The following is a 26,817-nucleotide window of genomic DNA, read 5'->3' on the forward strand; positions in this document are numbered from 1 at the left end:
CCCCGACCGAGAAGTGAGAAACCGCCGCCGATGGCCACCCCCGAGCTGATCTCCCCGCGCTCCGCGCGCGTCACGGCCGCCCGGCGGCTCGCGAAGCGCTCCTTCCGGGCCAAGGAGCGCAAGTTCCTGGCCGAGGGGCCGCAGGCCGTGCGGGAGGCCGTCCGGCACAGGACCGGCGGGCGGCCCACCCTGCTCGAACTGTTCGTGACGGAGGAGGCCGCCGGGCGGTACGGGGACCTCGTCGCCGCCGCCCGCGCGGACGGCGCGCTGATCCACCACGCCTCCGACGCGGTCGTCGCCGATCTCGCGGACACCGTCACCCCCCAGGGGCTGCTGGGCGTGTGCCGGTTCCTGGACACCCCCTTCGCGGAGGTCGTCGCCGCCCGTCCGCGCCTGGTCGCCGTGCTCGCGCACGTCCGCGACCCCGGCAACGCGGGTACGGTGCTGCGCTGCGCCGACGCGGCGGGCGCCGACGCCGTCGTGCTGACCGACGCGTCCGTCGACCCGTACAACCCGAAGGCGGTACGGGCCTCCGCGGGCTCCCTCTTCCACCTGCCGGTCGCGGTCGGCGTCCCCGTCGAGGAGGCCGTCGCCGCTCTTGGCGCCGCCGGCGTCCGGGTGCTGGCCGCCGACGGCGCGGGCGACGCCGACCTGGACGGCGAACTCGACGCCGGCACCATGGGCGTCCCCACGGCCTGGGTCTTCGGCAACGAGGCCTGGGGCCTGCCGGAGGAGACACGCGCCCTCGCGGACGCCGTCGTGCGCGTACCGATCCACGGCCGCGCGGAGAGCCTGAACCTCGCCACGGCCGCCGCGGTCTGCCTCTACGCCTCGGCCAGGGCCCAGCGCACGGCGTGACGCCGCGCACCCGCGCGGACGTATGGCCGCGTGCCCACAGGGACGTGGGGCCGCGCGGGCGACAACGACTGTTCCGCTTCGGCAGGGCACTCGATGTGCCGGAAAACGAGCGGTGGCCGACCATGGCCGACCGGTTTCCCCGCATCGTGGTTCACGGCGCCGGAACCCGTCCGCGAGCCCGGCCGGGCCCGGAGGCCGTCCCCTAAGCTGCTGACCCTGCCCGGCCGCCCGGCCAGGGGAAGTGGGGAGTCGGACATGTGGAAGGTCCCGGTGACCGCCCCGGAGGCCCTGCCCTACGTCGTGGCCGCGGCCAAGCGGGACGGCTACCTCGGGCTGATGGTCGTCCTCGCCCGTACGGCGGAGGCAAGGACCCTGCATCAGGAGCTCTCACGGGACTGGACGAGCATCCACGACGTGACCGGACACCGGATCGCCGTCCTCTGCCCCGATCCCGGGTTCGTCTCGGAGGAAGAACCGGGCGGCGGCGAGTACTACGCGCTGCGGAACCACGTGTCGGACTTCTGGCAGCAGGAGATGACCCTCGCGGACTGTCTCGAACTCGATCACACGCGCGTCCTGATCCCCGGCACCGGCCGCACGAGCGGCGTCCCGGTCGCGTCCGCCCCGTATCCCGAGGAGGTGCGACAGGCCGCGTGGACCGAGGCGGTGACCCGCTGCGCCGGGTTCTTCGGCATCGAGGAGAGCCGTCTGCCCGCCGTGCTCGTCCTGTGCCTGCGGGAGGAGCGGGACGTCCTCGTACAGCTCCGGCAGGACACGAGCATGTACAGCCTGTGCAAGAGGATCGCCTCGCACCCCGGCTACGCGCCGGGGGACGATCACCGCCTGCGTGAGCGGGTGCACCTCAGAGGCGAGGTCGAGGACCTCGCGATCGGGCACGGCAGCTGGGGATACGTGACGCCGGACAATCCGCCGAGGACCATGGACGCCCTGCTGTCCGTCGACAAGGTGGCACGACAGGTCGGCGGGCTGCGGCAGCATCTGCGGATGGTGGATCACGCCGACCCCGGACTGTGCCGTGCCTGGGCGGACGGGCTCACGGAGCTTGTCCGTACGAACGCCGCAGAAGATGTCGCGCGCGCGTACCTGGCCACGATGGAGGCGGCGGCCGCCGCGCACCCGCGCAGGACCGACCTGCGAAGGCTGGACACGAAGGTCCGCAAGGTCAGCGGCGCCATCGAGGCTGCCGCGCATCCCCGCCCCGAGTACCGCCACCTGCCGGAGAGCGAGGAGCGCAGGAGGGAGCGGGAGGAACGGCTCGCCCGTGCACGGAGCGAACTCGCCGAGGTGGAACGCCGGCTGGCGAGCATGCCGGGGCTGGCGGGGGCCTGTGAGGCGGCGGCCCGCGCGGAGCTGAGTCCCTGCGAGGTCGAGCGACCCCCGCTCTCCGACGGCCCGAGCGGGTTCACGTCTTACCGCGGTTATGACAGGAAGCGCGTGATCACCGTGCGGCCGGTGGGAGCGCAGCCCGCTTCGCCCCGGCCGGCCGGGGCCTCGCGCAACGACCTCTCGGGCACGGTCCACGGGCTCGCCGTGCAGGCCGGGCACGTGGACACGGTCCACTTCCACGCCCAGGGCGCCCCCCGGACGACCGCCGCCTGGCGCGACCGGCTCAGGCGCGCCAAGAAGGACCGCCGCGACCGTACCGAGGAGTGAGCGGCGGCGTCCGGCGGCTCCCGGCGGCGTCCGGCGCACCGGCGGCTCCCGGGAAGAGGACCTTGGCCTCCCGTCCGTCCCACGACCGCCATTACGCCCCCGGACACCCTCCGTGCAAGCCCGTACCCGATCTGCTTCGGCGAGACCCGGGCCCTAGTACTCTTGCCGCCTCAGCGCCCACGCGCTCAGGGAGAAGGTGCATACGGGGATGACTGCCGGGACGCGCAGCGGGGTCGATCCCGACGATCTGCCCGACGGGCTGGTCGTCGCGGACGAGCACGGCCGGGTGGTGCGGTTCAACGCCGCCGCCGTACGCATCACCGGGCTGCCCGCCGACACCGCGCTCGGCCGCCCGCTCGACCAGGCGCTGCCGCTCGAAGACCTCAAGGGCCGCCGCTGGTGGGCGCTCACCGATCCGTACGGCGGCCTCGCCATCCGGGCCGGGCAGCCCGAGCGCAACCTGCTGCTTCCGTCCGGCGCCGAGGTGCTGGTCTCCGCCCGCTACCTCCGCACGCGGCCCACAGGACCCGTCAGCCGGGTCGTCATCTGCATCCGGGGCACCGAGGCGCGCCGCCGCACCGAGCTGAGCCACGCCGAGCTGATCGCCACCGTCGCGCACGAGCTGCGCTCGCCGCTCACCTCCGTGAAGGGGTTCACGGCGACCCTGCTGGCGAAGTGGGAGCGGTTCACCGACGACCAGAAACGGCTGATGCTGGAGACCGTCGACGCGGACGCCGACCGGGTCACCCGGCTCATCGCGGAACTCCTCGACATCTCCAGGATCGACTCCGGCCGCCTCGAAGTGCGCCGCCAGCCCGTCGACATCGCCGCCGCCGTGGGCCGCCACGTCCAGGCGTACACGGCGCCGGGACAGCCGCCCGACCGCTTCCTGGTGCGGATACAGCAGCCGCTGCCCGAGCTGTGGGCCGACCCGGACAAGATCGACCAGATCCTCGGCAACCTGCTGGAAAACGCGGTGCGCCACGGCGAGGGAACCGTCACGATCGAGGTGGCGCCCGCCGACGCCCGCCCCGGCGGTGACGGCAGCGGCCGGGACGCTCCCGGTCCGGACGGCGCGAGCACCGGGAAAGGGACGGCGGTCACCGTGTGCGACGAGGGCCCCGGCATCCCCGAGGAGTCGATGGGCCGCGTCTTCACCCGGTTCTGGCGGGGCAGCAAGCGCGGCGGCACCGGGCTCGGGCTCTACATCGTCAAAGGCATCGTCGCGGCCCACGGCGGCACGATCACGGTCGGCAGAGGGCCCGGCGGCGGCGCCGAGTTCCGATTTATCCTGCCCGTGGGCGCGCCGGCCTTCATGGCCTGAGCGGCCCACGGGCTCTGTCGCCTTCACCGGACCTTTAGACTCGACCCCTGGCGCCTTCGCGCCCTCTGCGATCGGGAGCGATCGGGCGGTCGGTCCGCGTCGTTCGGGCATGGTCGTTCCGCCAGCCAATCGGAAGTACGGGAAGAGATGTCGGCACCCAACAAGTCGTACGACCCAGTAGAGGTCGAGGCACTGAAACCGGAAGAGATCGAGCGCATGCGGGACGAGGCGCTCGCCGCCTTCGCCGCCGCCGGCGACCTCGACGCGCTCACCCACGCGAAGACCGCCCACACCTCGGGCACCTCGCCGCTCGCCCTCGCCAACCGCGAGATCGGCGCGCTCCCGCCGCAGGCCAAGGCCGAGGCGGGCAAGCGGGTCGGCCAGGCGCGCGGCGCCGTCAACAAGGCGCTCGCCGCCCGCCAGGCGGAGCTGGAGGCCGAACGGGACGCGCGCGTGCTGGTCGAGGAGGCGGTGGACGTCACCCTCCCCTACGACCGCTCGCCCGCGGGCGCACGCCACCCGCTGACCACCCTCATGGAGCGGGTCGCCGACGTCTTCGTCGCGATGGGCTACGAGGTGGCGGAGGGCCCCGAGGTCGAGTCCGAGTGGTTCAACTTCGACGCGCTGAACTTCCTGCCCGACCACCCCGCGCGCCAGATGCAGGACACGTTCTTCGTCCGCGGCGGCCAGGACCGTCCGGGGCATCCGGACTCCGCCGCCGAGGGCGAGTCCGGTGTCGTGCTGCGCACGCACACCTCGCCGGTCCAGGCCCGTGCGCTGCTGGAGCGCAAGCCGCCCGTGTACATCGTGTGCCCGGGCCGCGTCTACCGCACGGACGAGCTGGACGCCACGCACACCCCGGTCTTCCACCAGATCGAGCTGCTCGCCGTGGACGAGGGCCTGACCATGGCGGACCTCAAGGGCACCCTCGACCACATGGTCCAGGCGCTGTTCGGGGCGGACCTGAAGACCAGGCTCAGGCCGCACTACTTCCCGTTCACCGAGCCGTCCGCCGAGATGGACATGGTCTGCTACGTGTGCCGCGGCGAGTCCGTCGGCAACCCCGACCGGCCCTGCCGCACCTGCGGCAGCGAGGGCTGGATCGAACTCGGCGGCTGCGGCATGGTCAACCCGCACGTGCTGACCGCGTGCGGCGTCGACCCGCAGAAGTACAGCGGGTTCGCCTTCGGGTTCGGCATCGAGCGGATGCTCATGTTCCGCCACAACATCGAAGACATGCGAGACATGGTCGAGGGTGACGTCCGGTTCACCCGGCCCTTCGGGATGGAGATCTGATGCGGGTCCCGCTTTCCTGGCTGCGGGAGTACGTCGAGCTGCCGGCCACCGAGACCGGCCGCGACGTGCAGGCCAGACTTGTGTCCGCGGGCCTCGAGGTCGAGACGGTCGAACAGCTCGGAGCCGGGCTCAAGGGCCCGCTCGTCGTCGGCCAGGTCCGCACCATCGAGGAGCTGGAGGGCTTCAAGAAGCCCATCCGCTTCTGCACGGTCGACGTCGGTCGGGCCAATGGCACCGGCGAGCTCCAGGAGATCGTCTGCGGCGCCCGCAACTTCGCCGTCGGCGACAAGGTCGTCGTGGTCCTGCCCGGCGCCGTCCTGCCCGGCGGCTTCGAGATCGCCGCGCGCACGACGTACGGCAAGGTCTCGCACGGCATGATCTGCTCCAGTGACGAGCTGGGCATGGGCGCCGACACCAGCCACGGCATCATCGTGCTGCCGCCCGAGTACGAGGTGGGCACCGACGCGATCGAGCTGCTCGAACTCGTCGACGAGGTCCTCGACATCGCCGTCACGCCCGACCGCGGGTACTGCATGTCGATGCGCGGCATCGCCCGCGAGGTGGCCACCGCGTACGGGCTGCCGCTGCGCGACCCGGCGCTGCTCGACGTGCCCGCGCCCAACTCGCACGGCTACCCGGCCAAGGTGTCCGATCCGATCGGCTGCGACCGCCTCACGCTGCGCACCGTCACCGGGCTCCAGCCGGAGGCGCGCTCGCCGATCTGGCTCCAGCGCCGCCTCCAGAAGGCCGGCATGCGGCCCATCTCGCTGGCTGTCGACGTCACCAACTACGTGATGCTGGAGCTCGGGCAGCCGCTGCACGCGTACGACAGGTCCCGGCTCGAAGGCCCCGTCGGCGTGCGCCGCGCGGAGCAGGGCGAGAAGCTCACCACCCTCGACGACGTGGAGCGCGTCCTCGACGTCCAGGACCTCGTCATCACCGACGACCGGGGCCCCATCGGCCTGGCCGGTGTGATGGGCGGCGCGCACACCGAGATCGCCGACAGCGTCACCGACCCGGAGAGCGGGACGACGTCCGGCACCACCGCGGTCGTCATCGAGGCGGCGCACTTCGACCCGCTCTCCATCGCCCGCACCGCCCGCAGGCACAGGCTGCCCTCCGAGGCGTCCCGGCGCTTCGAGCGCGCCGTCGACCCGCTGGCGGGCCCTGCCGCGGCGCAGCGCACCGTCGACCTGCTGGTGCTCCTGGCGGGCGGCTCGGCGGAGGCCGGCGTCACCGAGATCATCGCGCCGTCCGCGCCGCACACCATCGCCATGCCGGCCGACCACTGCGACCGCGTCGCGGGCGTCGCGTACGGCAGGGAGGCGGTCGTGCGCCGCCTCCAGCAGATCGGCTGCGACGTGTACGGGCAGGACGAGCTGATCGTCACCGTGCCGTCCTGGCGGTCCGACCTGCGCGAGCCCAACGACCTCGCGGAAGAGGTCATCCGGCTGGAGGGCTACGAGAACCTGCCCTCCACGCTGCCCACCCCGCCCTCGGGCCGGGGCCTGACCGAGCGGCAGCGGCTGCACCGCCGCGTCGGCCGCGCGCTGGCAGGCGCCGGCTACGTCGAGGCGCTGAGCTACCCGTTCCTCGGCCCCGGCGTCCTGGACCAGCTCGGCATCCCCGCCGGCGACGCGCGCCGCCGCACGGTCGCCCTCGTCAACCCGCTGTCCGACGAGGAGCCCTGGCTGCGGACCACGCTGCTGCCCGGCCTGCTCGGCGCGCTGCGCCGCAACGACGGCCGCGGTTCGCACGACCTCGCTCTGTTCGAGACGGGCCTCGTGTTCCGTCCCACCGGCGAGGAGCGCGTGCCGGAGCGGCTGCCCGTCGACCACCGTCCGACGGACGAGCAGCTCGCCACGCTCGACGCGGCACTGCCGCACCAGCCGCGCCACGCGGCCGTGGTCCTCACGGGCGCCCGCGAACAGGCCGGCTGGTGGGGCGGGGGGCGTCCCGCCGACTGGGCCGACGCCGTCGAGGCCGCGCGCACCGTCGCCCGCGAGGCGGGCGTCGAACTCGGCGTACGGGCCGGTCAGTTCGAGCCGTGGCACCCGGGCCGGTGCGCGGCGCTGTTCGCGACGGTCGACGGCACAGAGACCCTGGTCGGCCACGCGGGCGAGCTGCACCCGCGCGCCGTCAAGGCGCTCGGTGTGCCGGAGCGCACCTGCGCCGCCGAGGTCGACCTCGACCTGATCGAGCGGGCCGGCGAAGGGCCGCTCAGGGCGCCGCGGATCTCGACGTTCCCCGTCGCCACCCAGGACGTCGCACTCGTCGTCGCCGAGGGGGTGCCCGCGGCGGACGTGGAGCGGGCGCTGCGCGACGGAGCGGGCGAACTGCTGGAGTCCCTGCGGCTGTTCGACGTCTACGAGGGCGAGCAGCTCGGCGCGGGCCGCAAGTCGCTCGCGTACGCGCTGCGTTTCCGCGCCGCCGATCGCACGCTGACGGTCGAGGAGGCGACGGCCGCGCGCGACGCGGCCGTGGCACTCGCCGCGGAACGGACGGGCGCGGTGCTGCGGGGCGCGTGAGGCGCACTCTGCCGCTGTTTCGGGGGGGGGGGGGGGGGGGGGGGGGGGCCCCCCCCCCGGGCGGCGGGGGGGGGGGGGGGGCGCGGGGGGGGGGCGGGGGGCGGGCGCGGGGGGGGGGGGCGCCGGGGGGGGGCCCCCCCGGGCGGGGGGGGGGGGGCCCCCCCCCCCCCGGGGCGGGCCCCCCCCCGCGGCCGGGGGGGGGGGGGGGGCCCGGCCCGCCTCTTGCGAGGAGACTCAAGCCAACCGCGGCGGCGGTCCTTTGGGCAGAGCGCACACCTTTCGGTGATGGACTTTCCGTTCACACCCCGTGCGCGCGCCCGTTCACTAGGCTGAACGGGCCGAGCCACCGGAGGCGATATGCAGCCCAACACTCTGCTGGACGCGCTGCTGGAGGAGGCGGGGATCTCCCACGCGGGATTCGCCGTCCGGGTCAACCACGCGGGCCGGCTCAGGGGAATCACCCTGCGCTACGACCACACCGCCGTCTCCCGCTGGCTGCGCGGCCAGCGCCCGCGCGGCCAGGTGCCCGACCTCATGTGCGGCATCCTCGGCGACCGGCTGCACCGGCCGGTGACCCTCGACGACATCGGCTTCGGCACCGCGGACGGCCTGGCCAGCGCGGGCGCGCCGGCGCCGCTCGCCGGGTTCGTGGAGCGCGCCACCGCGCTGTGGCGCGGCGACGAGCAGCGGGGACCGCACGCCGTGGACGCGCCGGCGGTGACGGGGACACCGGCCGTGATGCCCGTATGGGAGTGGGAGAACCCGCCGGACGATCCGGACGTGTCCCGCCAGGGCCGGGTGCGGGCGCGGCCCGCGGACATCGAGACGCTGCGCGCCGCCCGCGCGCACTACGAGGTGATGTACCGCAGGGCGGGCGGTGTCGCCACGCACGCCCGCATCGTCCGCTTCCTCAACGCGCAGACTGCGCCGCTGCTGCGCGGGAGCTACGGCGACTCGCTCGGCCGGGGGCTGCACCGGGCGGCCGGCGGCCTCGTCGCGGTCGCCGGCATCTGCGCGTACGACTCGGACGCGCAGGGCCTCGCGCAGCGCTACTTCCACCAGGCGCTGCGGCTCGCGAAGGCGAGCGGGGACCGCGCCCTCGGCGCGTACGTGATCGCCCTGCTCGTCAACCAGTCGCTCCACCTCGGCCAGTCGCGGCAGGCGGTCGCCTTCGCGGAGGCGGCGCTGCGGACGGCGGGCGCGGGCATCAGCCCGGCGCTCGCCACGGACCTGTACGCGATGCAGGCCAAGGCGTACGCGCAGCTCGGCGACAGCATGAGCGCGCGCGGCAGAATCCGGTGCGCCGAGGGCGCGGCCGAGCGCATCAGGCCGGGCCAGGAGCCGGACGAGACCGGCTATGTGCAGCCGGGCCTGCTCAATGTGCAGGTGGCGGAGGCCCTGTTGCGCCTCGGCGACCTTCCGGGCGCGCGGCTGCATGCCGCGGCCGCGGTGAGTTCCCCGGCGCACGACCGTGGCCGGGTCCACCGCCTCGCCATCCTCAGCACGGTCGAACTGTGCCAGGGCGAGCCCGACCGGGCCGCGCGCACCGCGGCCGAGATGGCGGAGCGTGCGCGGGGCATGGAGTCGCAGCGGCTGCGGGACCGGCTGCGCACGGTACGCGACGATCTCACCGCGAGCGGTTCCATGGACGCGGCGGTGGCGGCAGATCTGATCGACGACGCGCTTCGCGTGCCTCTCTAGTGCCGCGTCAGGCAACGTTTGCCCTGTCGACGACGGCGCGTAGGCGCCGGTTGTCGGCATCGCGGTTTCGCCGGATGATGCGGCGGCGGATCATGCTGGCCTGTTCCTTGTGGTCGCCACGCACGCGGCCGGCGCCCGAAGGCAGGGTGACCTGCAGAAGGAAGCACCGGGCGGTGTCTATGGAGAGCCCGGAGATCACGGACTGGGACGCTCGCGCGGCGGGTTCACCACCAAGCTGCACCTGGCCGTCGAACAGAGCCAAAGCCCATGGCGATCGTGGTGAGCGCCGGGCGGCCCGGGGACTCGCCGCAGTTCGAACCCGTCCTGGCAAAGGTCCGCGTGCCCCGCATCGGGCCGGGTCGACCACGCATCCGCACCAACCGGGTTCGCGCGGACAAGGCGTACGCCTCCCGCAAGAACCGTGCCTACCTGCGCCGCCGCAAGGTCCGCCGCACCATTCCCGACAAGGCCGACCAGGCCCGCAACCGCCAAAAGCCCGCCTTCCGCGGTGGCCGGCCGCCGCGCTTCGACCCGGTTGACTACCGCGAGCGGCACGCGGTGGAGTGCGGGAACAACCGCCTCAAGAGGCACGGAGCTGTCGCCAGGCGCTTCGACATGCTCGCGGTCCGCTACGAGGCGGCCGTCCTCGTCGCGGCCATCAACGAGTGGCTGTGACAAGGGGGTTGGGTAGGGGCGCGCGCAAGGGCGACTATCGGTCCTCCGTTGCGCGATCGCCCGTCTTCGCGGGACCGGGATTGCAGCCGAGAGCGACGGTACCCGAGCCCGGTCACCGCACCGCCTCACGGATGAAGATCCACTTCCGGGATGCAGCCCTGACCGTGCCGTCACCCGTCTGTACTACGAGCGATGGTGGCGCGGTAGGGCGGCCCATAGCTTCCGGATGTCAGCAGGATCGACTTCGAGAGGCCAAAACATGAGCGGTGATCCGATCCACGCCGAACTCGACAAACAAGCCAAGGCGGTCGAGCAGCAGGTCATCGAGTGGCGACACCATCTCCACCAGAACCCGGAGCTGTCCAACCGCGAGGTCAAGACGGCCAAGCTGATCGCGGACCACCTGACCTCCCTGAACCTCGACGAGGTCCGTACCGGCATCTCCGGACACGGCGTCGTCGGCGTGCTCAGGGGCGGCGGAGCCGGCGACCGGGTCGTCGCGCTGCGCGCCGACATCGACGCCCTGCCGGTCAAGGAGGACAGCAGCGAGAGCTTCGCCTCCACGGTCGTGGACCAGGACTATCCCGGCGGTCCGTTCCCGGTCGCGCACGCCTGCGGCCACGACGGGCACACCGCCATGCTGCTGGGCGCCGCCACCGTCCTGGCCGGAGTCCGCGAGCAGCTGCCCGGCACCGTGCTGTTCGTCTTCCAGCCCGCCGAGGAAGGCGCGCCGGCCGGGGAGACCTCCGGGGCGAAGCAGATGATCGACGAGGGGGCGTGCGACGACCCCGCACCGACCATGGCGTTCGGCATGCACGTGGGTCCGCTGCCCAGCGGATACGTCGGCTACCGGGTCGGCAACCAGTTCGGCGCCTCCAGCATGATCAAGATCGTGCTCACCGGGCAGCAGGTCCACGGCTCCACCCCGTGGATGGGCATCGACCCCATGCCCGCGGCCGGCGCGATCACGGTCGGCGTCGGACAGCTCTACCGGCAGGTGAACGCCTTCGACCCGATCACCGTGACCATCGGGCACATCGAGGACGTCGGCCGCTTCAACATCGTGCCCGAGACAGTCACCCTGTGGGGCACCATCCGCTGCTCGGTCGAGAAGGACATGGCCAACATCCAGAAGCGGCTCACCACCCTGGCCGAGCAGACGGCCGCAGCGTACGGCTGCACCGCCGAGGTCACCTATCTCCAGGACGTGCCCGCGGTACACAACCTCAAGAAGTGGACGGACGCGGTCCTGCCCACCGTCAAGAGCGTCGTCGGCGCAGAGAAGGTCTTCGACACCCCGCCGACCCTCGGGTACGACGATGTCTCCGAGTTCGTCAACAAGTACGGCGGCGTGTACCTCATGCTCGGCGCGCAGGACTGCGAGCTGACCGACGACGGCGCCGTGGTGCCCACCTCCGGCGGGCGCGGCCTCGTCCCCAACCACAACCCGCGCTTCTACCTCAACGACGACGCCCTCTCGCAAGGCGTGCGCCTCCACTGCCATGTCGCCTACAACCACCTGAACGGCACGATCGCCCCTGCCGAGTAGAGGCCCGCCGTCACCCCCCGTGCGTCCTGTGCGGGCGGTGACCACCGGCGCGCTGTGGCCCCGCGGTGGCGAGTCCCCCGCCAGGTGGGGCGGCAGGCTGGACGTACCGCTGTTCGCGGGCGCTGTGGCCGACCGGCACGGGATACGAACCCATATCGGCGTCGGCACACCACCGACCGGCACCCAGGAGGAGTCCGAGCACGACCGAGCCAGCACGCCGCCGCCTCGCCCTGCCCCGGGGTGCCGCCGGTGAATGCCCTGGTCCAGGTCACGTGGCGGAACGGAGCCGCCGCCATCAGTACCGCCCAGCAGGCCGCCGACCTGGTGGCCACCTTCGGCTTCGGGGCTTCCGGCGCTCTGCCGGCCGTGCGCAAAGGGGTACGACTTCATCGGCCTGAGCGTCCTGGCCTTCGGCGGCGGCGTCATCCGGAACGTGATCATCAACAAAGGAGTCCCGTCGCGCGCCCCTGCTGGGCATCCTCACCGCCTTCGGCGGCGGCATCATCCGCGACCTGCTCGCCAACCGCACCCCTCCGGTCCTGCGCCCCGACCAGAACCTCTACGCCGTCCGCGCCATCATCGGCGCACTCCTGCTCCACTTCGACAGCTACAACACCCTCATCGGCGGAGCCGCGTTCCTCGTCGCGCTCTCCGTCCGCCTGCTGGCCCTGCGCTTCCACTGGCACACCACAGTCGCCGTCGTCACAACCCTCCGCAGGCCCGAGCGGTAACAGGCCACCGAGGGGCCATGCCGCCTTCGGAGAAAAGCCGGTGTCCCGGGCTCGCCGGCATCCTTCGCGGCTTCCACGGCTCGGACGCCCTCGCTGCCGGCCCGGCAACCGAGATCTTTTCACCGCTAAAGGCCCACTTTCGATACACGCCCTGGCAGGGGCTTCACTCATGTGTCGAATCAACCAGCCGGCTCAAGGAGCACGTTGGCAAAGGCTCATTGACCCAATGTCTCGGTCAGCGTTTCCCGGAGAGAAGTGCAGCGAAGCAGTAGCGGTGGCGTAATCGAGAGACAGGACGCGACACCGTGACAAGACAGACAGCTGTGAGGTAGGAGTGGCATGAACACGCGACGCACGACTGACCAGAATGAGAGCTTTGGCATGGAACGGGATACTCAGGTGATCGCAGAGCGGCAGGTGGCTGATGCATGGCAGCGCATCGAGACCTGGCTCAATCAGAATGCTCCAGCGACGATGGACACCCTGCGGCCGGGGGCATCAGAAGATGGGCTGGCTGAGATTCAGCGAGCTATCGGTGTACGTATTCCGGCTGAGCTCAAGGCACTCTGGCGCCACAGTGCGGGCGTCTCTGCCGAACCCGGGAGGGATGTTGCGTACCTGCTGGGCGAATGGGCTCCGATGCACTTCGATGGGATCATTCAGATCTATGAGCGCTTCATGTCCTCGCAGCAGCAGCCCGGGAGCGAGGATTTCTTGATTTGGCGACCCGCCTGGATTCCCTTTGCCGCAATTGACGCTTCTGATTGTGCGGCAGGTTTGCTGCTGGATGCAGAGACGGGAGAGATTTGGCATTGGGACAGGTATGGCGACCGCAGCCCTAAATTTGAGTCACTGACGGTATATTTGGAAGAAATGGCGGATATTCTTGAAGCTCCCGGGCTGAGCAATGGCGCGAAGCCCGGACTTTTGAACGGTGCACTGGTATGGGGACCGCCAGTTGATGTCAACCAGGCGGCTCACTGGATCGAATTTACGGGCTGAATATTGCGTTTTGATGTGTAGGGGTCTTCGCTCCCTCACCCCCACACATCAAAAGGTATCTACGCTATCTTCTGCCAGGTGCAGGTGCTGTTCGCATTTGCGCAATGTTCGTAACCGGGGTTGCTGAGGTAGAACGCGTCGTTATCCAGCAAACGCCACGTGGCCGGCTGAAACTTGTCGAACGGTCCGCTGTTCTGATCCAGCGGTATGCCTGCGCGGCCGCAAGTCTCGGCTCAACCGCGTCGAGGCCCGGTTCACGGCACCGCGCTACGTCACCTTCGACGGCACCGGCCATGGCGACCACAAGGAACAGGGCAGCATGATCCGCCGCCGCATCATCCGGCGAAACCGCCATGCTGACAACCAGGGCCTACGCGTCGTCGTCGACAGGGCAGACGGTGCCTGATGCGGCACTAGCGGGAGCTCATACGTCGAGGAGCGTGCGGTTGGGGCGGTGGACCGCGCCGGGCGGGAGCGGGGGCGGACCTTCCCGGCAAGGACGGGTGCGCGGCCGGCGCGAGGCCCCGGCCGCGTACCCGGTTGTGGTGCCGTCGGGACGGCCGGCCTACCGGGCTCGCGCGGTGGCGTGCAGTTGCTCGGCCAGGCGGTCCAGTTCCGCGGCTGTCGCGGGAGTGGTGTCGCTGAGCCCGCTGCGGGCGGCGACCTGGCCGCGCAGGAAGCGCCGCAGCAGGGCCGCGAGCAGCCCTTCCGGCAGCGTCCGCAGTGCGCCGAACGCGCGCGGGACCGGCGGTGCCGGCAGGGCGGCCAGGTTCTGGCGCATGAGGCGGACCATCGCGCGGACGGCGTCCGGGTCCTCGGCCAGCGCCGCCGGGGCGCCTGCCGTGTACGCGGCACGTCCGAGCGGTACCGAGAACGCGGCGTGGGTCGTGAGCCAGGCCTCCATCCGCGGCTCGATCCGGGCGTTGACACCGGCGGCGCGGAAGGTGCGGACGATCTGTTCCAACCGCGGGGTGGTGCGCCCGTCGGGTGCGCCGATCGGCATGGCGACGCGTCTGGTCATGAAGCTGCTCGCGCGGTAGCGGACCACGTCGCCGTCCAGGGTGCCGCCGGCGTGCGGGAAGCCCAGCAGCACGCGCCCGCGGCCGATCGCTTCCTCCAGCGGCCCTGCTCCGGCCGCCCAGTTGTGAAGGAACAGGACGTCGCCTTCGAAGCCGGCCAGTGACTCGAGCACCGCGTCCACCTGGTGGGTGCGGACGGTGACGGCGGCCAGGTCGTAGCCGCCTGCCGCGTGCTCGACCACCGGGACCGGTATCTGCCGGACGGCGGGGCTGTCCTCCTCCGCGAGTCGCACCCCGTGCCGGCGCAGGGACGCCAACCGCCGGCCCCTGGCGAGGAGCGAGACGTCGACCCCTGCCTCGTGCAGGTGAGCAGCGAGGAGGCTGCCGCACACCCCGGCGCCGTAGACGAGCAGTTTCATGCGACCACATCCCGAGTAAGTCAAACGTTCGTTTCAATCAGTCGTCTGTACAGTACGGCACATGGTGCTTCCCGACACCCGGACGAAGGTCCTCGACGCCGCCGAACGCCTCTTCGCCGAGAACGGCTACCGCGGGACCTCGGTTCGCGCGATCACCAACCTCGCCGGAGCGAACCTGGCCGCTGTGGCCTACCACTTCGGGTCGAAGGCGGGGCTCATGGCCGCGGTCGCCCGCCGCGTGATCGAGCCCATCACCACGGCCCAGCACGCCCGGCTCGACGAGGTTCTTGTACGGGACGCAGATCCAGGCATCGCCGACCTGGTGGAAGCCTTCGTCGGCCCTCTGTACGACGAGATGCCCGCCCATGACGCCGGCGGAGCCCGCAGGTCCCGACTGATCATGGCGATCCTCGGTGATCCGGCCGAAGAGGCCCGCAGTTGGGCCGGCCAGGACGAGGCCGCCGTCCGGGAGCGCTTCCTGTCGGCCTTCGCCCGCGCACTGCCCGGCCTTGCCGCACCAGAGCTGTGGTTCCGGATGCGGGGCATCCTCGCCGTGACGGCCGTGGACCGCGTCGAGGTCCACCACCGGCCCACCCCGAACTGCTCCGCGGGGGCGGGCGAGGAGGCCAAGCGCTGGGCGCTCACGTTCCTGACGGCGGCGATGAGCGCCCCGGCGAGGGGGACCGTCCGATAGCGGCGGTCCCGGCCGGTCTGTCTGGTGGGCCATGGATCAACGCTGGTGGGCCATACATCTGGATACGCCTGTGACAGGGGTCGTCCCGGCGGGATAGTGCCACCGGATCAAACGAAAGGTGGCAAAGACGTGCAGTGGACGAAGCTGAGCGAAAGAAATGTGTATGGAAACCGGTGGTTCCAGGTCAATCTGGCCGATGTCGAACTGCCCGACGGGCGCCGGCTCGACCACTTCCTGATCCGCCAGCGCCCGGTCTCGGTGGCGACCGCCGTCAACGCGGACGACGAGGTGCTCATGCTCTGGCGGCACCGGTTCATCACCGACAGCTGGGGCTGGGAACTGCCCGCGGGCGTCGTGGAGGACGGCGAGTCGCCGGAGGCGGCGGGCGCGCGCGAGATGGAGGAGGAGACCGGCTGGCGGCCGGGCCCGCTGCGCCACCTGCTGACCGTGGAACCGTCCAACGGGCTCTCCGACGCCCGCCACCACCTCTACTGGTCGCGCGAGGCCACCTACATCGGCCACCCCGAGGACGACTTCGAGTCGACGCGCAGGTCCTGGGTGCCGCTCGCCCGGGTGCCCGCGCTCATCGCCCAGGGCCGGGTCCCCGCCGCGAACATGGCGGCGGGACTGCTGATGCTGCACCACCTGCGCCTGGGCTGAGGCGGGAGGGCGCGGCGAGGCCGGGCGGCTCGGCGGAATCCATAAGTGGGCCTTTGAGATAGTGAAAGGCTCTTGACTGGACGATCATCGGTTGATGTGCTCGGCAGCGCGCATCCGCCCCGTGAGGGGCCGATGGGCCGACCGACTCCCGAGGGCGAGGACGCATCATGCCGAGCGCGCAGTCCGACCGGCAGGCCGCCGGCCGTGGGGAGCCCTCCGCGGGGACCCGCCTCGGCGGGTTCTTCACGGCCGTGGACCGGATCGGGCGCCGAATACCGCATCCGTTCCTCCTCTTCCTGTATCTGCTGATCGCGCTCGCCGTCGCCACCGCGGTCCTCGCCGCCGTGCACGCCACGGCGCAGGTGCCGGGCACCGCGAAGCCCGAACCGGTGCGCAGCGTCCTGTCGGTGACGGGTCTGACGAACCTGCTGGACACCCTCGTCCCCAACTTCATCGGGTTCCCGCCCCTCGGCGTCGTCCTCGCCGTCCTGCTCGGTGTGGGGGTCGCGGAGCGCGCCGGCTTCCTGACCACCGTGGTCTCCGTGGTCCTGACGAAGGTGCCGCGCGGCCTCATGCCGTACGCCGTCACCTACATCGCCGCGCAGGGCCATGTGATGGGCGACGCGTCGATGGTGATCCTGCCGCCGCTCGCCGCGCTGGCGTTCCGGGCGGTGGGCCGTCATCCGATCGCGGGCCTGATCGGCTGCTTCGCGTCCACGTCCGTGGGCTACGCGTCGGGCGTGCTGATCGGCGCCCTCGACGCGAACCTGTCCACGATCACCGCGTCCGTCGTGCCGCACGGACTCCACATCAGCACGTCCGTCGTCATGAACTACTTCTTCCAGGCGGCGGCCGGCCTGGTGCTGCCGCTGCTGACCGGCTTCATCCTGGTCCGCTGGGTGGAGCCCACCCTGCCGGGACTGCCGCCGTCCACGGCCACCGGCGCCGGTGCTGATGCCCATGGTGCCGAGCAAGCCGAGGAAGGTGTGGCGACGGTGGCCGAACCGGACAGCACGCGGGCCGGACTCGGGCTGTCGGGCCCGATACCCCCGGCGACGCCCCAGCAGCGGCGCGGACTCGTCGTCGCCGTCGCCGCCCTCGCCGTCTTCCTCGCGGCCGTCCTGTGCTGCTGGCTGATCCCCGGCGGACCGCTCCAGGGGCCCGGCGGTGCGCTGGTGAAGTCGCCGTTCTTCGACGGTGTGGTGCCGCTCGTGATGCTCTCGTTCCTCGTCTGCGGCATCGCGTACGGCATCCCCGCGGGCACGATCAGGGAGCCCGCCGACGTGCCCAGGATGATGGGCGAGGCCCTGAAGTCCATGCTCGGCTACATCGTCATCGCCTTCACGGCGGGGCAGTTCATCGCCATGTTCGACTGGAGCCACCTCGGCGACTACCTCGCGGTGCAGGGCGCCGACGGGCTGCGCTCGGCCCATGTGACCGGTTTCTGGGCGCTGTTGCTGATGATGGCGTTCAGCGGACTGCTGTCGCTCGTCATCTTCTCCGGCGCCTCGCTGTGGACGGTGCTCGCACCCGTCCTCGTACCGATCTTCGTGGGGCTCGGCTTCCACCCGGGCGTCGCGCAGGCCGCGTACCGGGTCGGGGACTCGGTGACGCACCCCGTCTCCCCGCTGAACCCGTACGTGTACATGCTGGAGCTCTCGGCCCGCCGATACGATCCGGGGTTCACGCTGGGGGGCCTCTTCGCCCGGCTGAGCCTCTTCGTCGTGCCGGTCGCCGTGCTGTGGGCGGGGCTCTTCGCGGTGTTCTACTTCGCGGGCATCCCGTTCGGGCCCGGCACACCGACGCATCTGTAGGCGCTCTCCCGTACCACCGCAGGCCCCTTGTCGAAAGGCACGCACATGCACGACGACCGCGACGCGAAAACCCCGGCGACCGCCACCGCGACCGGCACGGCCGTGCGCTGGCGGCGCGACCTGCACCGCCATCCCGAGGTCGGCTTCACGGAGTTCCGCACGGCAAGCCGCGTCGCCGGGGCGCTCGCCGACCTCGGCTGGGAGATCCGCACCGGCGCCGACGCCCTGTCACCCGGCGAGCGGCTCGGCGTGCCGGCGGACGCCGAACTGGAGGCGGCCTACCGGCGGGCCGCCGCGTCCGGCGCCGACGAGCGCTTCCTGCCCTCGATGCGGGGCGGGAACACCGCCGTCGTCGCGACCTGGCGGGCCGCCGCCCCGGGACCCGCCATCGGGCTGCGGGCCGACCTGGACGCCCTGCCCGTCATGGAGTCGGCCGCCGAAGGGCACCTCCCGGCACGCGAGGGATTCAGGTCCGCGTACGACGGTGTGATGCACGCGTGCGGCCACGACGGGCACATCGGCATGGCCGTCGAACTGGCCGAGCGCCTGGTGGCCGACCCGCCGCCGGCCGGCTCGGTGACACTGCTGCTCCAGCCCGCGGAGGAGGGCGGCAGGGGAGCGCGCGCCATGGTTCCCGCGGGCGTCGCCGACGGCCTCGACGTGCTCATCGCGCCGCACCTCGGCCTCAACCTGCCCACCGGAACGGTCGCCTCGTCCCTCGACGGACTGCTCGCCAACTCCAAGCTGCGCGCGGTCTTCCACGGCGTCGCCTCACATGCCTCGCTCGCCCCGCACGAGGGCCGCAGCGCTCTGCTCGGCGCCGCCGCCGCCACGCTCGCCGTGCACGGGATGCCCCCGTTCCCCGGCCACGAGACGCGCGTCGCGGTCGGCCGGATCAGCGGTGGCACGTCCAGCAACATCGTGCCGGACCGCGCCGAGATGCTCCTGGAGACCCGCGCCGACGAGGGCGCGGTCAACGAGGACCTCCAGGCGCGGGTCACGGACGCGCTGCGCGGCGCCGCCGCCATGTACGGGCTGACGGTGGACGTCGACCTGATCGGCGGCGTCACCACGGCCCGCGCCGACCGCGCCGCCGTCGAGCTGGTGGAAGCGGCCGCACGGGCCGAGGATTTGCGCCTGGTCACGGCGCGCGCGGAGGACGGAGTGGCGAGCGACGACGCCACGGCGTTCATGCGCCGCGTCCAGGAACGCGGCGGCGTCGCCTCGTACATCGGCATCGGCTCGACCCTCGCCGCCCCGCACCACACCCCGTCCTTCGACCTGGACGAGGCGGCCCTGCCCCTCGGCACGGCCCTGCTGGAGACCCTGGTCCGCGGGGCGCTGGCACGCGGCTGACGGACAGGCCGCCCCAGGACGCCTGGTCCCCAGGGCGAGGAGCGCGCCTAGCCGTACGAGTAGAACCCGAGGTTCGTCTTGCGCCCGAGGCGGCCCGCGTCGACCATGCGCTGGAGCAGCGGGGGAGCGGCGTACAGGGGTTCCTTGAACTCGGTGTACATCGAGTCCGCCACCGACGCGACCGTGTCCAGGCCGATCAGGTCGACCAGCTTCAGGGGGCCCATGGGGTGGGCGCAGCCGAGCTCCATGCCGTTGTCGATGTCCTCGCGGCTCGCGGCGCCGGACTCGAACATGCGGATCGCGGCCAGCAGGTACGGGATCAGCAGCGCGTTCACCACGAAGCCCGAGCGGTCCTGGGCGCGGATGGCGTGCTTGCCGAGCATGCCGCTCACCATGGCCTCCGCACGCTTCAGCGTCTCCTCGGACGTCGTCAGCGCGGGGATCAGCTCCACCAGCCGCTGCACGGGGGCCGGGTTGAAGAAGTGGATGCCGATGACCTGGTCGGGGCGCGAGGTCGCGACGGCGAGCCGTACCAGCGGGATGGACGACGTGTTGGACGCGAGGATCGCGTCCTGACGTGTCACCACATGGTCGAGGACCCGGAAGATCTCCGTCTTGACCTGCTCGTTCTCGACGACCGCCTCGATCACGAGGTCCCGGTCGGCGAACTCGCCCAGGTCGGTCGTGTAGGTGAGGCGGGCGAGTGTGTCGTCCCGCTGCGCCTCGGTGAGCTTGCCGCGCTCCACGGCCTTCGTCAGGGACGAGACGATACGGGTCCGACCGATCTCCAGGGCCTCGCCGGTGGTCTCGGCGACCATCACCTCCAGGCCGCTGCGCGCGGCCACCTCGGCGATGCCCGCGCCCATCTGGCCGCATCCCACCACACCGACGCGGGTGATATCGGTTCTGGTGTCGGTCACGTCGAGCCCCTCACTGATCGGTGTTCTCCGCAGGACCCCCGGGTCGGCTTCAAGGGGTGCCAGGCCAAGACGTTACTCTGCGCTCCGGCGCGCGGCGGCTCAGGGAGGGGGCGCGCGTGCCCGCCAACGCGCCGGTCGTCAGCTGCGCGCCCGCTGGGTGACCGTGATGCAGACCAGTACCGCCACGGCCGCCGCCACCGCCACGGCGCTCAGCCGCTCGCCCAGCAGCAGCACCGACCAGACGAGTGTCAGCAGCGGCTGTGCCAGCTGCAACTGGCTGGCCCGGGCGACCCCGATCGCCGCCATGCCCCGGTACCAGACATAGAGCCCGCAGAACGTCGAGCCCGCGGCCACCCACACAAGGCCCGCCCCGCCGCGGGCGGTCAGGTGCACCGGCTCGTGGGCGAGTGCCACCGCCGCCCCCGCCACCGCGCCGGGCAGACAGCCCGTCAGGGCCCACCCCACGACCTGCCAGCCCGGCATCTCGCGCGCGAGCCTGCCGCCCTCCGCGTAGCCGGCCGCGCACACCAGCAGCGCCCCGAACAGATACAGGTCGGCCGTCGAGAGGGCGCCGCCGCTCTGCTCCACCGCGAAGGCGATCACCACGGCGGCTCCGGCCAGCGCCCCGTACCAGAACGTCCGAGACGGGTAGCGGTGTCCGCGCACGGCCCCGTACACCGCGGTCGTCAGCGGCAGCAGTCCCACCACCACGGCCGCGTGCGAGGTGCTGGACGTGCCCAGGGCGAGCGTCGTCAGCAGCGGGAACCCGATGACCGTGCCGCCCGCCACGACGGCGAGCGGGCCCCAGTGCCGCCGTGCGGGTACCGGCACCCGGCCCCCGAGAAGGAAGCCCAGCGCGATCAGCGCCGCGAGGACCGTCCGCAGGGCGGCGAACGACCAGGGGCCGAAGCTCTCCAGACCCCAGGCGGTGGAGGGGAACGTGAGTGAGAAGGCCGCCACGCCCGCGGCCGAGAGGAGGGTGCCGCCGCGAACTGATATCGGCGCGGTGGCGATAGCGCTATCCTGTGCTGTCATGAGCCAGCGTAGCAGTGGGCGAGATGGCGAGGCCAGCAGTGTGGATACGCTGGCCGGGGCGTTGAGAGCGGAACTGAACCGCTATCCAGTAGGTGGAAAGCTCCCGTCCAGCCGCGTCCTGGTCGAGCGGTACCGCGTCTCGCCCGCCACTGTCTCCCGCGCCCTTGCCCGGCTCACGGCCGAAGGACTCGTCACGACCCGCCCGGGCGCCGGCGCCTTCCGTACCGCCGTGCGCGAGGCGACGCCACGGCCGGGGGACACCTCCTGGCAGGAGGTCGCCCTGAGCGCGGACGCGGCGCCGGACGGCGTGCCGCGCCCGGTCGACGCCTCGGGTGTGCTGGCCACGCTCGCCGTACCACCGCCGGGCGTCATCGAGTTCAACAGCGGCTACCTGCACCCCTCGCTCCAGCCGGAACAGGCCATGGCCGCCGCGCTCGCCCGAGCCGGCCGCCGCCCCGGAGCCTGGGGCAGGCCGCCCATGGAGGGGCTGCCGGAGCTGCGCGACTGGTTCGCGCGGGGCATCGGCGACACCTGGTCGGCCGCCGATGTGCTGGTCACATCGGGCGGTCAGGCGGCACTGACCATCGCGCTGCGCGCCCTCGCCCCGCCCGGCACGCCGGTCCTCGTCGAATCACCCACGTACCCCGGTCTGCTGGCCGTCGCCCGGGCCGCGGGGCTGCGGCCGGTGCCGGTCCCGGTCGACCGCGAGGGCCTGCGCACGGATCTGCTGGCCGACGCCTTCCGGGCCGGCGGCGCGCGTGTCCTGGTCTGCCAGCCGCTGTTCCAGAACCCGACCGGCGCGGTGCTCTCCGCGGCCCGCCGCCCCGAGGTGGTCCGCATCGCACGCGAGCACGGAGCGTTCGTCGTGGAGGACGACTTCCTGCGCCGCCTCGCACACCAGGACGCGGGCCCGCTGCCGCGCCCGCTCGCCGCCGACGACCCGGACGGCGTCGTCGTGCACGTCGGCTCCCTGACGAAGGCCACCTCGCCGAGCATGCGGGTGGCGGTCCTCGCCGCGCGGGGACCCGCGCTGGAGCGGTTGCGGGCCCTGCACGTGGTGGACACGTTCTTCGTGCCGCGCCCGCTCCAGGAGTCGGCACTGGAACTGGTCGGCTCCGCCGCCTTCCACCGCCATCTGCGCACCGTCGCCGTGGAACTGAAGCGACGCCGGGAGGCGATGACCGCGGCGCTGCGTGCCGAACTGCCCGGCCTCACCCTGCCGCACGTCCCGTCCGGCGGCTACCACCTGTGGCTCGGGCTGCCGGACGGCATCGGGGAATCCGCCTTCACGACGGCGGCGCTGCGGGCCGGAGTCGCCGTCGCGCCGGGCCGCCCGTACTTCGGTACGGAACCCCCGGCGGCACACGTACGCCTCAGCTACGCCGGGGTGTCCAGCACCGCGGAGATCGCGGAGGGCGTCCACCGGCTGCGGGCGGCGTACGAGGAGACCAGGTCAGGGCGGTAGCGCCCCAGCCGCGCGTCACGCCCCCGGCCGCCCCTGCGGCAGCCGCCCGGCCCGGCGGGCGACGGCATCCGTATCCGGTCAGCCCCGGTCGTCAGGGAACGGGCCCTCGTCGAACGGGTCCTCCGGCAGGTCGTCCCCGAACGGGTCCTCGGGGAAGGGGTCTTCCGGGTGCGAGCCGCCCTCCGGGGCCGGCCGGGCCGCCGGGCGGCGGGAGCTTGCCGTGGGTGCGCCGTCCCGGGGCCCGGCCGTCCGCGCGGCGCCCGCCCGGGAGCCGGGACCGGGAGGAGCGGCGGGACCGTCCGGCGCGCCGGGCCCGTCCGGCGTGGCGAGTGCGCCGAGAGTGTCGAGGAGGGACTGCCCGTACTTGGCGAGCTTGTTCTCGCCCACACCGTTGATCCCGCTCAGCGCGCCCAGCGTCGACGGCATGGACAGCGCGATCTCCCGCAGCGTCGCGTCATGGAAGATCACATACGCGGGGACGCCCTGTTCCTTGGCGGTGGCGCCGCGCCATGCGCGCAGCGCCTCGAACACCGGCACCGACTCCTCCGGCAGGTCCACCGCCGCCGGCCGGGCCCGGCTGCCCGAGCCGCTGCCGGAACCGCCCGGCCTCGCGGCCTTCGCCACCCGCTCCGGCTCCTTGCGCAGCGTCACCTTCCGCTGTCCGCCGAGCACTTCGCGGCTCTCGTCCGTCAGCACCAGCGTGCTGTACTCACCCTCGACGGCAAGGAGCCCCTGTGACAGCAACTGCCGGGCGACGCCGCGCCACTGCGCCTCCGCCAGGTCCGCGCCGATGCCGAAGACACTCAGGCCGTCGTGGTCGAACTGGATGACCTTCGCCGTCTTCTTGCCGAGCAGGATGTCGACGGCCTGGCCCACTCCGAACTTCTGGTTGCGCTCGCGCTTGAGCCGCACGACCGTCGACAGCAGCTTCTGCGCCGGGACCGTACCGTCCCAGGACTCGGGCGGGGACAGGCACGTGTCGCAGTTGCCGCAGGGCTCGCTGCGCTGGCCGAAGTAGTCGAGCAGCCGCACGCGGCGGCACTCCACCGTCTCGCACAGCGCCAGCATCGCGTCGACGTGCTCCGCCAGCCGGCGCCGGTGCGCCGCGTCGCCCTCCGACGTGTCGATCATCTTCCGCTGCTGGACCACGTCCTGGTACCCGTACGCGAGCCAGGCCGTCGACGGCCTGCCGTCGCGCCCCGCACGCCCCGTCTCCTGGTAGTAGCCCTCCACCGACTTCGGCAGGTCGAGGTGCGCGACGAACCGTACGTCCGGCTTGTCGATGCCCATGCCGAACGCGATCGTCGCGACCATCACCAGGCCGTCCTCGCGCAGGAACCGCGCCTGGTTCTCCTGGCGGACCCGCGCGTCGAGACCCGCGTGGTACGGCAGGGCGTCGACACCGTTCTTCACGAGGAACTCGGCGGTCTTCTCGACGGACGCCCGCGAGAGGCAGTACACGATGCCCGCGTCGCCCGGGTGCTCGGCGCGCAGCAGCTGGAGGAGCTGGCGGCGCGGCTCGTTCTTCGGGGCGATGCGGTACTGGATGTTCGGGCGGTCGAAGCTCGCCACGAAGTGCCGCGCGTCCTCCAGCCTCAGCCGGGACGCGATCTCCGCGTGCGTGGCCTCCGTCGCCGTCGCCGTGAGCGCGATGCGCGGGACGTCGGGCCAGCGCTCGTGCAGCGCGGACAGCGCGAGGTAGTCGGGCCGGAAGTCGTGGCCCCACTGCGCGACGCAGTGCGCCTCGTCGATCGCGAAGAGCGAGATCGTGCCCCGCTCCAGCAGCCGCACCGTCGACTCGACGCGCAGCCGCTCCGGCGCCAGATACAGCAGGTCCAGCTCGCCGGCGAGGAACTCGGCCTCCACCAGCCTGCGTTCGTCCAGGTCCTGGGTCGAGTTGAGGAATCCGGCCCGCACACCGAGCGCCCGCAGTGCGTCCACCTGGTCCTGCATGAGCGCGATCAGCGGGGAGACCACGACCCCGACGCCCCGGCGCACGAGCGCGGGGATCTGATAGCACAGGGACTTCCCGCCGCCCGTCGGCATGAGCACGAGCGCGTCGCCGCCGCCGACCACATGATCGATGATCTCCTGCTGGCTGCCGCGGAAGGCGTCGTACCCGAACACCCGGTGCAGCACGTCGAGCCCGCCGCCGCGCGCGACCTCCGCGGCCGGGGCGACGGGCCCGGCGCCCGGCTCCCCGGCCGGGCCGTCCTGGGGGGAGGCCGGGTCAGGGACCTGGCCGGTGCGGGTGGTGTCGAATTCTGGAGCGCTCACGGGCCCGAGTCTAGGGGCGGGGTACGACAACCGGGCACGGACGCCGGAAGAGCCCCCCGGCCGCCGCGGCGCGCACGCGGCCCCGGCCCGAGCCCGGCCGGGAACCGGGCATCGTCCTGGCCCGCGACGGCAAGGGACCCGGCCCCGGCCCCGCCCCCCCCGGCCGGGGGCCGCGGGAGACCCCGGCCGGAGTGTGATCCGGCCGGGGTCTCCCGGTGTTCCTCCGTGCCGCGCGTCAGGCGGCGACGTTGTGCGGCAGCGCGGTGTTGTTCGCCGTGGTGTCCGCGGGGCGGACCTCCAGCGAATGCACCACACGCTCCGTGCTCAACTCGTGCGCCGTCAGGTCGGCGAGGGCGACCGCCGCGAAGGCGGCACCGCCCGCGAACACCAGCCACGTCAGAGCGCCACCGGTGAAGACCAGGGACGCGACCAGCGACCACAGGCCGACGGCCGCGAGGACGCCGTGACCGGCCTTCGCGGACGTACGGTGGGCCAGGACGAGCCCGGCGACGCCCGCGAGGGCGACGGCCGTTGACACACCGAACCCCAGCCATCCTGCGACGGGGGCGGTGAACGTCATCGCGGAGACGGCCAGGAAGCCGCCGGCGAGAACGGCGAACGAGTTGAGCGCGAAGCGAGGGCTGAGAGCCATCGGTGAAGCACCTCCTTGGTACCGCCAACGCGCGGTACCGCTCTGCACATCAAGGAAGTGGGTCGTCACGGGGCGCGCATTCCGCGCCGGGGGCGGCTCGCTTGCCTCCGAATCCCAACCGGAGGCACTTATTGACAACCACACACCCCCGCGCCGCATGCCCTGATTCGGGCTTTACGTGTGTGGTCTGCGTCACAACGTCCTCGGAGTGCCCGGCGACGTCGGCGTACGGGCCAACTCGCCACTCCCGTACGAGAGATCGCACCGACCGGCGCCGCGTCCCTTTGCGCGCGCGGACCGGGCGAGAGCCGAGGAGTGTTGTGCAAGGCGTCGCGGACCGGGTGCGACGCGCTCGTGATCAATGCACCTGGCGCACGCGCAGTCCCGCGATGACGAGGTCGACCAGGCGGCGCGCGTCGTAGCCGGAGCCGTCCTCCGCCCCGATGCAGAGATTGCCGATGCCGTGCATCAGGTCGAGGCCGCTCATGCCGGGGACGATCTCGTCCGCCGCCTCGGCGGCGGCGAGCAGTTCGTCGCACACGGGGACCAGGCGGTCGAGGAAGTAGCCGTGCAGGCTCTGGAACGAGGCGTCGTCGGATCGCAGCGCCTCCGCGAGGCCGTGCTTGGTGACCAGGAAGTCGACGAAGAGGTGGACCCAGCTCGCCAGGGCCTCGTGCGGTGTGCCGCTGCGGGCGAGCAGGTCCGGTCCCGCCTCGGCGCACGCCTCCACCTGGTGCCGGTAGACGGCGACGATGAGATCCGCGCGGGTCGGGAAGTGGCGGTAGATCGTGCCCACGCCGACGCCGGCCCTCGCGGCGATGTCGCGCACCGCGACATGGACGCCGGACGCCACGAAGGCCGAGGCGGCGGCGTCCAGCAGTATGCGCTCGTTGCGACGGGCGTCGGCCCGCTTCCGCGGGGCCGGTACCCCCGACCCGCGCTCGGTCGCCACCATCGCGCCGGTACCTCCATCGCTCCGCTTGGCAAACGGAACCATGTTCCGTATATTGGTGAGCGGAACAAGGCTCCGCTTGTTCAGGATGCCAGAGCGTGCGGCGGCGGTGTCCGCGCGCGGCCCCCCCCCCGCCCCCCCGCGCCCCCCCCCCCCCCCCCCCCGGGGGGGCCCCGGCGGGGGGGGGGCCGCGCCCGGGGCCCCCCCCCCCCCCGG

At 72.5% G+C, this 26,817-nt stretch carries 20 protein-coding genes and 3 pseudogenes; 16 read left to right on the top strand and 7 right to left on the bottom strand.

Annotated elements, in window-relative coordinates; all coding sequences use genetic code 11:
* The first annotated feature begins 30 nt into the window (after nt 1-30).
* From LCE31_RS06830 to LCE31_RS06855, 6 genes are all read left to right on the top strand, one after another.
* Nucleotides 31-858, top strand: a complete 828-nt coding sequence (locus LCE31_RS06830) for a TrmH family RNA methyltransferase (protein WP_225013085.1) — start codon at nt 31-33, stop codon at nt 856-858.
* Between the two features lie 255 nt (nt 859-1,113).
* On the top strand, nt 1,114-2,532 hold the full coding sequence (locus tag LCE31_RS06835; RefSeq protein ID WP_225013086.1) for a hypothetical protein: 1,419 nt from the start codon (nt 1,114-1,116) through the stop codon (nt 2,530-2,532).
* A 208-nt stretch (nt 2,533-2,740) separates the two neighbouring features.
* A complete protein-coding gene (locus tag LCE31_RS06840; RefSeq protein ID WP_225013087.1) occupies nt 2,741-3,856 on the top strand; it encodes a sensor histidine kinase in 1,116 nt (371 codons plus the stop codon).
* Nucleotides 3,857-4,003: 147 nt separating this feature from the next.
* Nucleotides 4,004-5,152, top strand: coding sequence for a phenylalanine--tRNA ligase subunit alpha (pheS, locus tag LCE31_RS06845; RefSeq protein WP_225013088.1), 1,149 nt, complete (start codon nt 4,004-4,006; stop codon nt 5,150-5,152).
* The gene (gene pheT / locus LCE31_RS06850; protein ID WP_225013089.1) at nt 5,152-7,680 is read left to right on the top strand and encodes a phenylalanine--tRNA ligase subunit beta; all 2,529 of its coding nucleotides are present in this window, start codon (nt 5,152-5,154) and stop codon (nt 7,678-7,680) included. The genes pheS and pheT overlap by 1 nt, the downstream gene beginning before the upstream one ends.
* A 357-nt stretch (nt 7,681-8,037) precedes the next feature.
* A complete protein-coding gene (locus tag LCE31_RS06855) occupies nt 8,038-9,381 on the top strand; it encodes a transcriptional regulator (RefSeq protein ID WP_225013090.1) in 1,344 nt (447 codons plus the stop codon).
* Between the two features lie 7 nt (nt 9,382-9,388).
* Here LCE31_RS06855 and LCE31_RS40775 read toward each other — a convergent pair.
* Nucleotides 9,389-9,511 (bottom strand): annotated as a pseudogene (locus tag LCE31_RS40775) (IS630 family transposase); the annotation flags it as partial.
* Here LCE31_RS40775 and LCE31_RS06865 point away from each other — a divergent pair.
* The 5 genes and pseudogenes from LCE31_RS06865 to LCE31_RS40780 all read left to right on the top strand — a co-directional run.
* Nucleotides 9,503-10,056 (top strand): annotated as a pseudogene (locus LCE31_RS06865) (transposase); the annotation flags it as partial. The pseudogenes LCE31_RS40775 and LCE31_RS06865 overlap by 9 nt on opposite strands.
* A gap of 259 nt (nt 10,057-10,315) precedes the next feature.
* On the top strand, nt 10,316-11,605 hold the full coding sequence (locus tag LCE31_RS06870) for a M20 metallopeptidase family protein (RefSeq protein ID WP_225013093.1): 1,290 nt from the start codon (nt 10,316-10,318) through the stop codon (nt 11,603-11,605).
* Nucleotides 11,606-12,117: 512 nt separating this feature from the next.
* Nucleotides 12,118-12,336 (top strand): hypothetical protein, encoded by a 219-nt coding sequence (locus LCE31_RS06875; protein WP_263631524.1) that lies wholly within the window; start codon nt 12,118-12,120, stop codon nt 12,334-12,336.
* A gap of 339 nt (nt 12,337-12,675) precedes the next feature.
* Nucleotides 12,676-13,338 carry an SMI1/KNR4 family protein gene (locus LCE31_RS06880; RefSeq protein WP_225013094.1) on the top strand — a complete coding sequence of 221 codons (663 nt, stop codon included), beginning with the start codon at nt 12,676-12,678 and terminating at the stop codon, nt 13,336-13,338.
* A gap of 226 nt (nt 13,339-13,564) precedes the next feature.
* Nucleotides 13,565-13,744, top strand: a pseudogene (locus LCE31_RS40780) (hypothetical protein); the annotation flags it as partial.
* A 159-nt stretch (nt 13,745-13,903) separates the two neighbouring features.
* Here LCE31_RS40780 and LCE31_RS06885 read toward each other — a convergent pair.
* The gene (locus LCE31_RS06885) at nt 13,904-14,776 is read right to left on the bottom strand and encodes a ketopantoate reductase family protein (protein WP_225013095.1); all 873 of its coding nucleotides are present in this window, start codon (nt 14,774-14,776) and stop codon (nt 13,904-13,906) included.
* 61 nt (nt 14,777-14,837) lie between these two features.
* Here LCE31_RS06885 and LCE31_RS06890 point away from each other — a divergent pair, with 61 nt between their 5' ends.
* The 4 genes from LCE31_RS06890 to LCE31_RS06905 all read left to right on the top strand — a co-directional run bounded on the left by LCE31_RS06890 (nt 14,838) and on the right by LCE31_RS06905 (nt 19,300).
* Nucleotides 14,838-15,470, top strand: coding sequence for a TetR/AcrR family transcriptional regulator (locus tag LCE31_RS06890; protein ID WP_225013096.1), 633 nt, complete (start codon nt 14,838-14,840; stop codon nt 15,468-15,470).
* Between the two features lie 129 nt (nt 15,471-15,599).
* Nucleotides 15,600-16,130, top strand: coding sequence for an NUDIX hydrolase (locus LCE31_RS06895; RefSeq protein WP_225013097.1), 531 nt, complete (start codon nt 15,600-15,602; stop codon nt 16,128-16,130).
* A gap of 167 nt (nt 16,131-16,297) precedes the next feature.
* Complete coding sequence (locus tag LCE31_RS06900) at nt 16,298-17,944, top strand: AbgT family transporter (protein ID WP_225013098.1); 1,647 nt, start codon at nt 16,298-16,300, stop codon at nt 17,942-17,944.
* A gap of 45 nt (nt 17,945-17,989) precedes the next feature.
* Nucleotides 17,990-19,300: an amidohydrolase gene (locus tag LCE31_RS06905; protein ID WP_225013099.1), complete on the top strand. Its 1,311-nt coding sequence runs from the start codon at nt 17,990-17,992 to the stop codon at nt 19,298-19,300.
* Between the two features lie 47 nt (nt 19,301-19,347).
* On the opposite strand, the gene LCE31_RS06910 is transcribed toward LCE31_RS06905, so the two are convergent.
* Both LCE31_RS06910 and LCE31_RS06915 read right to left on the bottom strand, forming a co-directional pair.
* The gene (locus tag LCE31_RS06910) at nt 19,348-20,220 is read right to left on the bottom strand and encodes a 3-hydroxybutyryl-CoA dehydrogenase (RefSeq protein ID WP_225013100.1); all 873 of its coding nucleotides are present in this window, start codon (nt 20,218-20,220) and stop codon (nt 19,348-19,350) included.
* Between the two features lie 138 nt (nt 20,221-20,358).
* Nucleotides 20,359-21,255 carry a DMT family transporter gene (locus LCE31_RS06915; protein WP_225013101.1) on the bottom strand — a complete coding sequence of 299 codons (897 nt, stop codon included), beginning with the start codon at nt 21,253-21,255 and terminating at the stop codon, nt 20,359-20,361.
* On the opposite strand from LCE31_RS06915, the gene LCE31_RS06920 reads away from it, so the two are divergent.
* Nucleotides 21,254-22,720 (top strand): aminotransferase-like domain-containing protein, encoded by a 1,467-nt coding sequence (locus LCE31_RS06920; RefSeq protein ID WP_225013102.1) that lies wholly within the window; start codon nt 21,254-21,256, stop codon nt 22,718-22,720. The two genes, LCE31_RS06915 and LCE31_RS06920, sit on opposite strands and share 2 nt — an antisense overlap.
* Before the next feature lie 78 nt (nt 22,721-22,798).
* Here LCE31_RS06920 and recQ read toward each other — a convergent pair whose 3' ends face one another.
* The 3 genes from recQ to LCE31_RS06935 all read right to left on the bottom strand — a co-directional run bounded on the left by recQ (nt 22,799) and on the right by LCE31_RS06935 (nt 26,604).
* Entirely contained in the window at nt 22,799-24,859 is a 2,061-nt protein-coding gene (gene recQ, locus LCE31_RS06925; RefSeq protein WP_225013106.1) for a DNA helicase RecQ, read from the bottom strand.
* Between the two features lie 373 nt (nt 24,860-25,232).
* Entirely contained in the window at nt 25,233-25,649 is a 417-nt protein-coding gene (locus LCE31_RS06930) for a hypothetical protein (RefSeq protein WP_225013103.1), read from the bottom strand.
* Nucleotides 25,650-26,007: 358 nt separating this feature from the next.
* Nucleotides 26,008-26,604 (bottom strand): TetR/AcrR family transcriptional regulator, encoded by a 597-nt coding sequence (locus LCE31_RS06935; RefSeq protein WP_225013104.1) that lies wholly within the window; start codon nt 26,602-26,604, stop codon nt 26,008-26,010.
* Between the last annotated feature and the right edge of the window lie 213 nt (nt 26,605-26,817).

This window comes from Streptomyces sp. 8L (assembly GCF_020176795.1).
Lineage (GTDB): Bacteria > Actinomycetota > Actinomycetes > Streptomycetales > Streptomycetaceae > Streptomyces.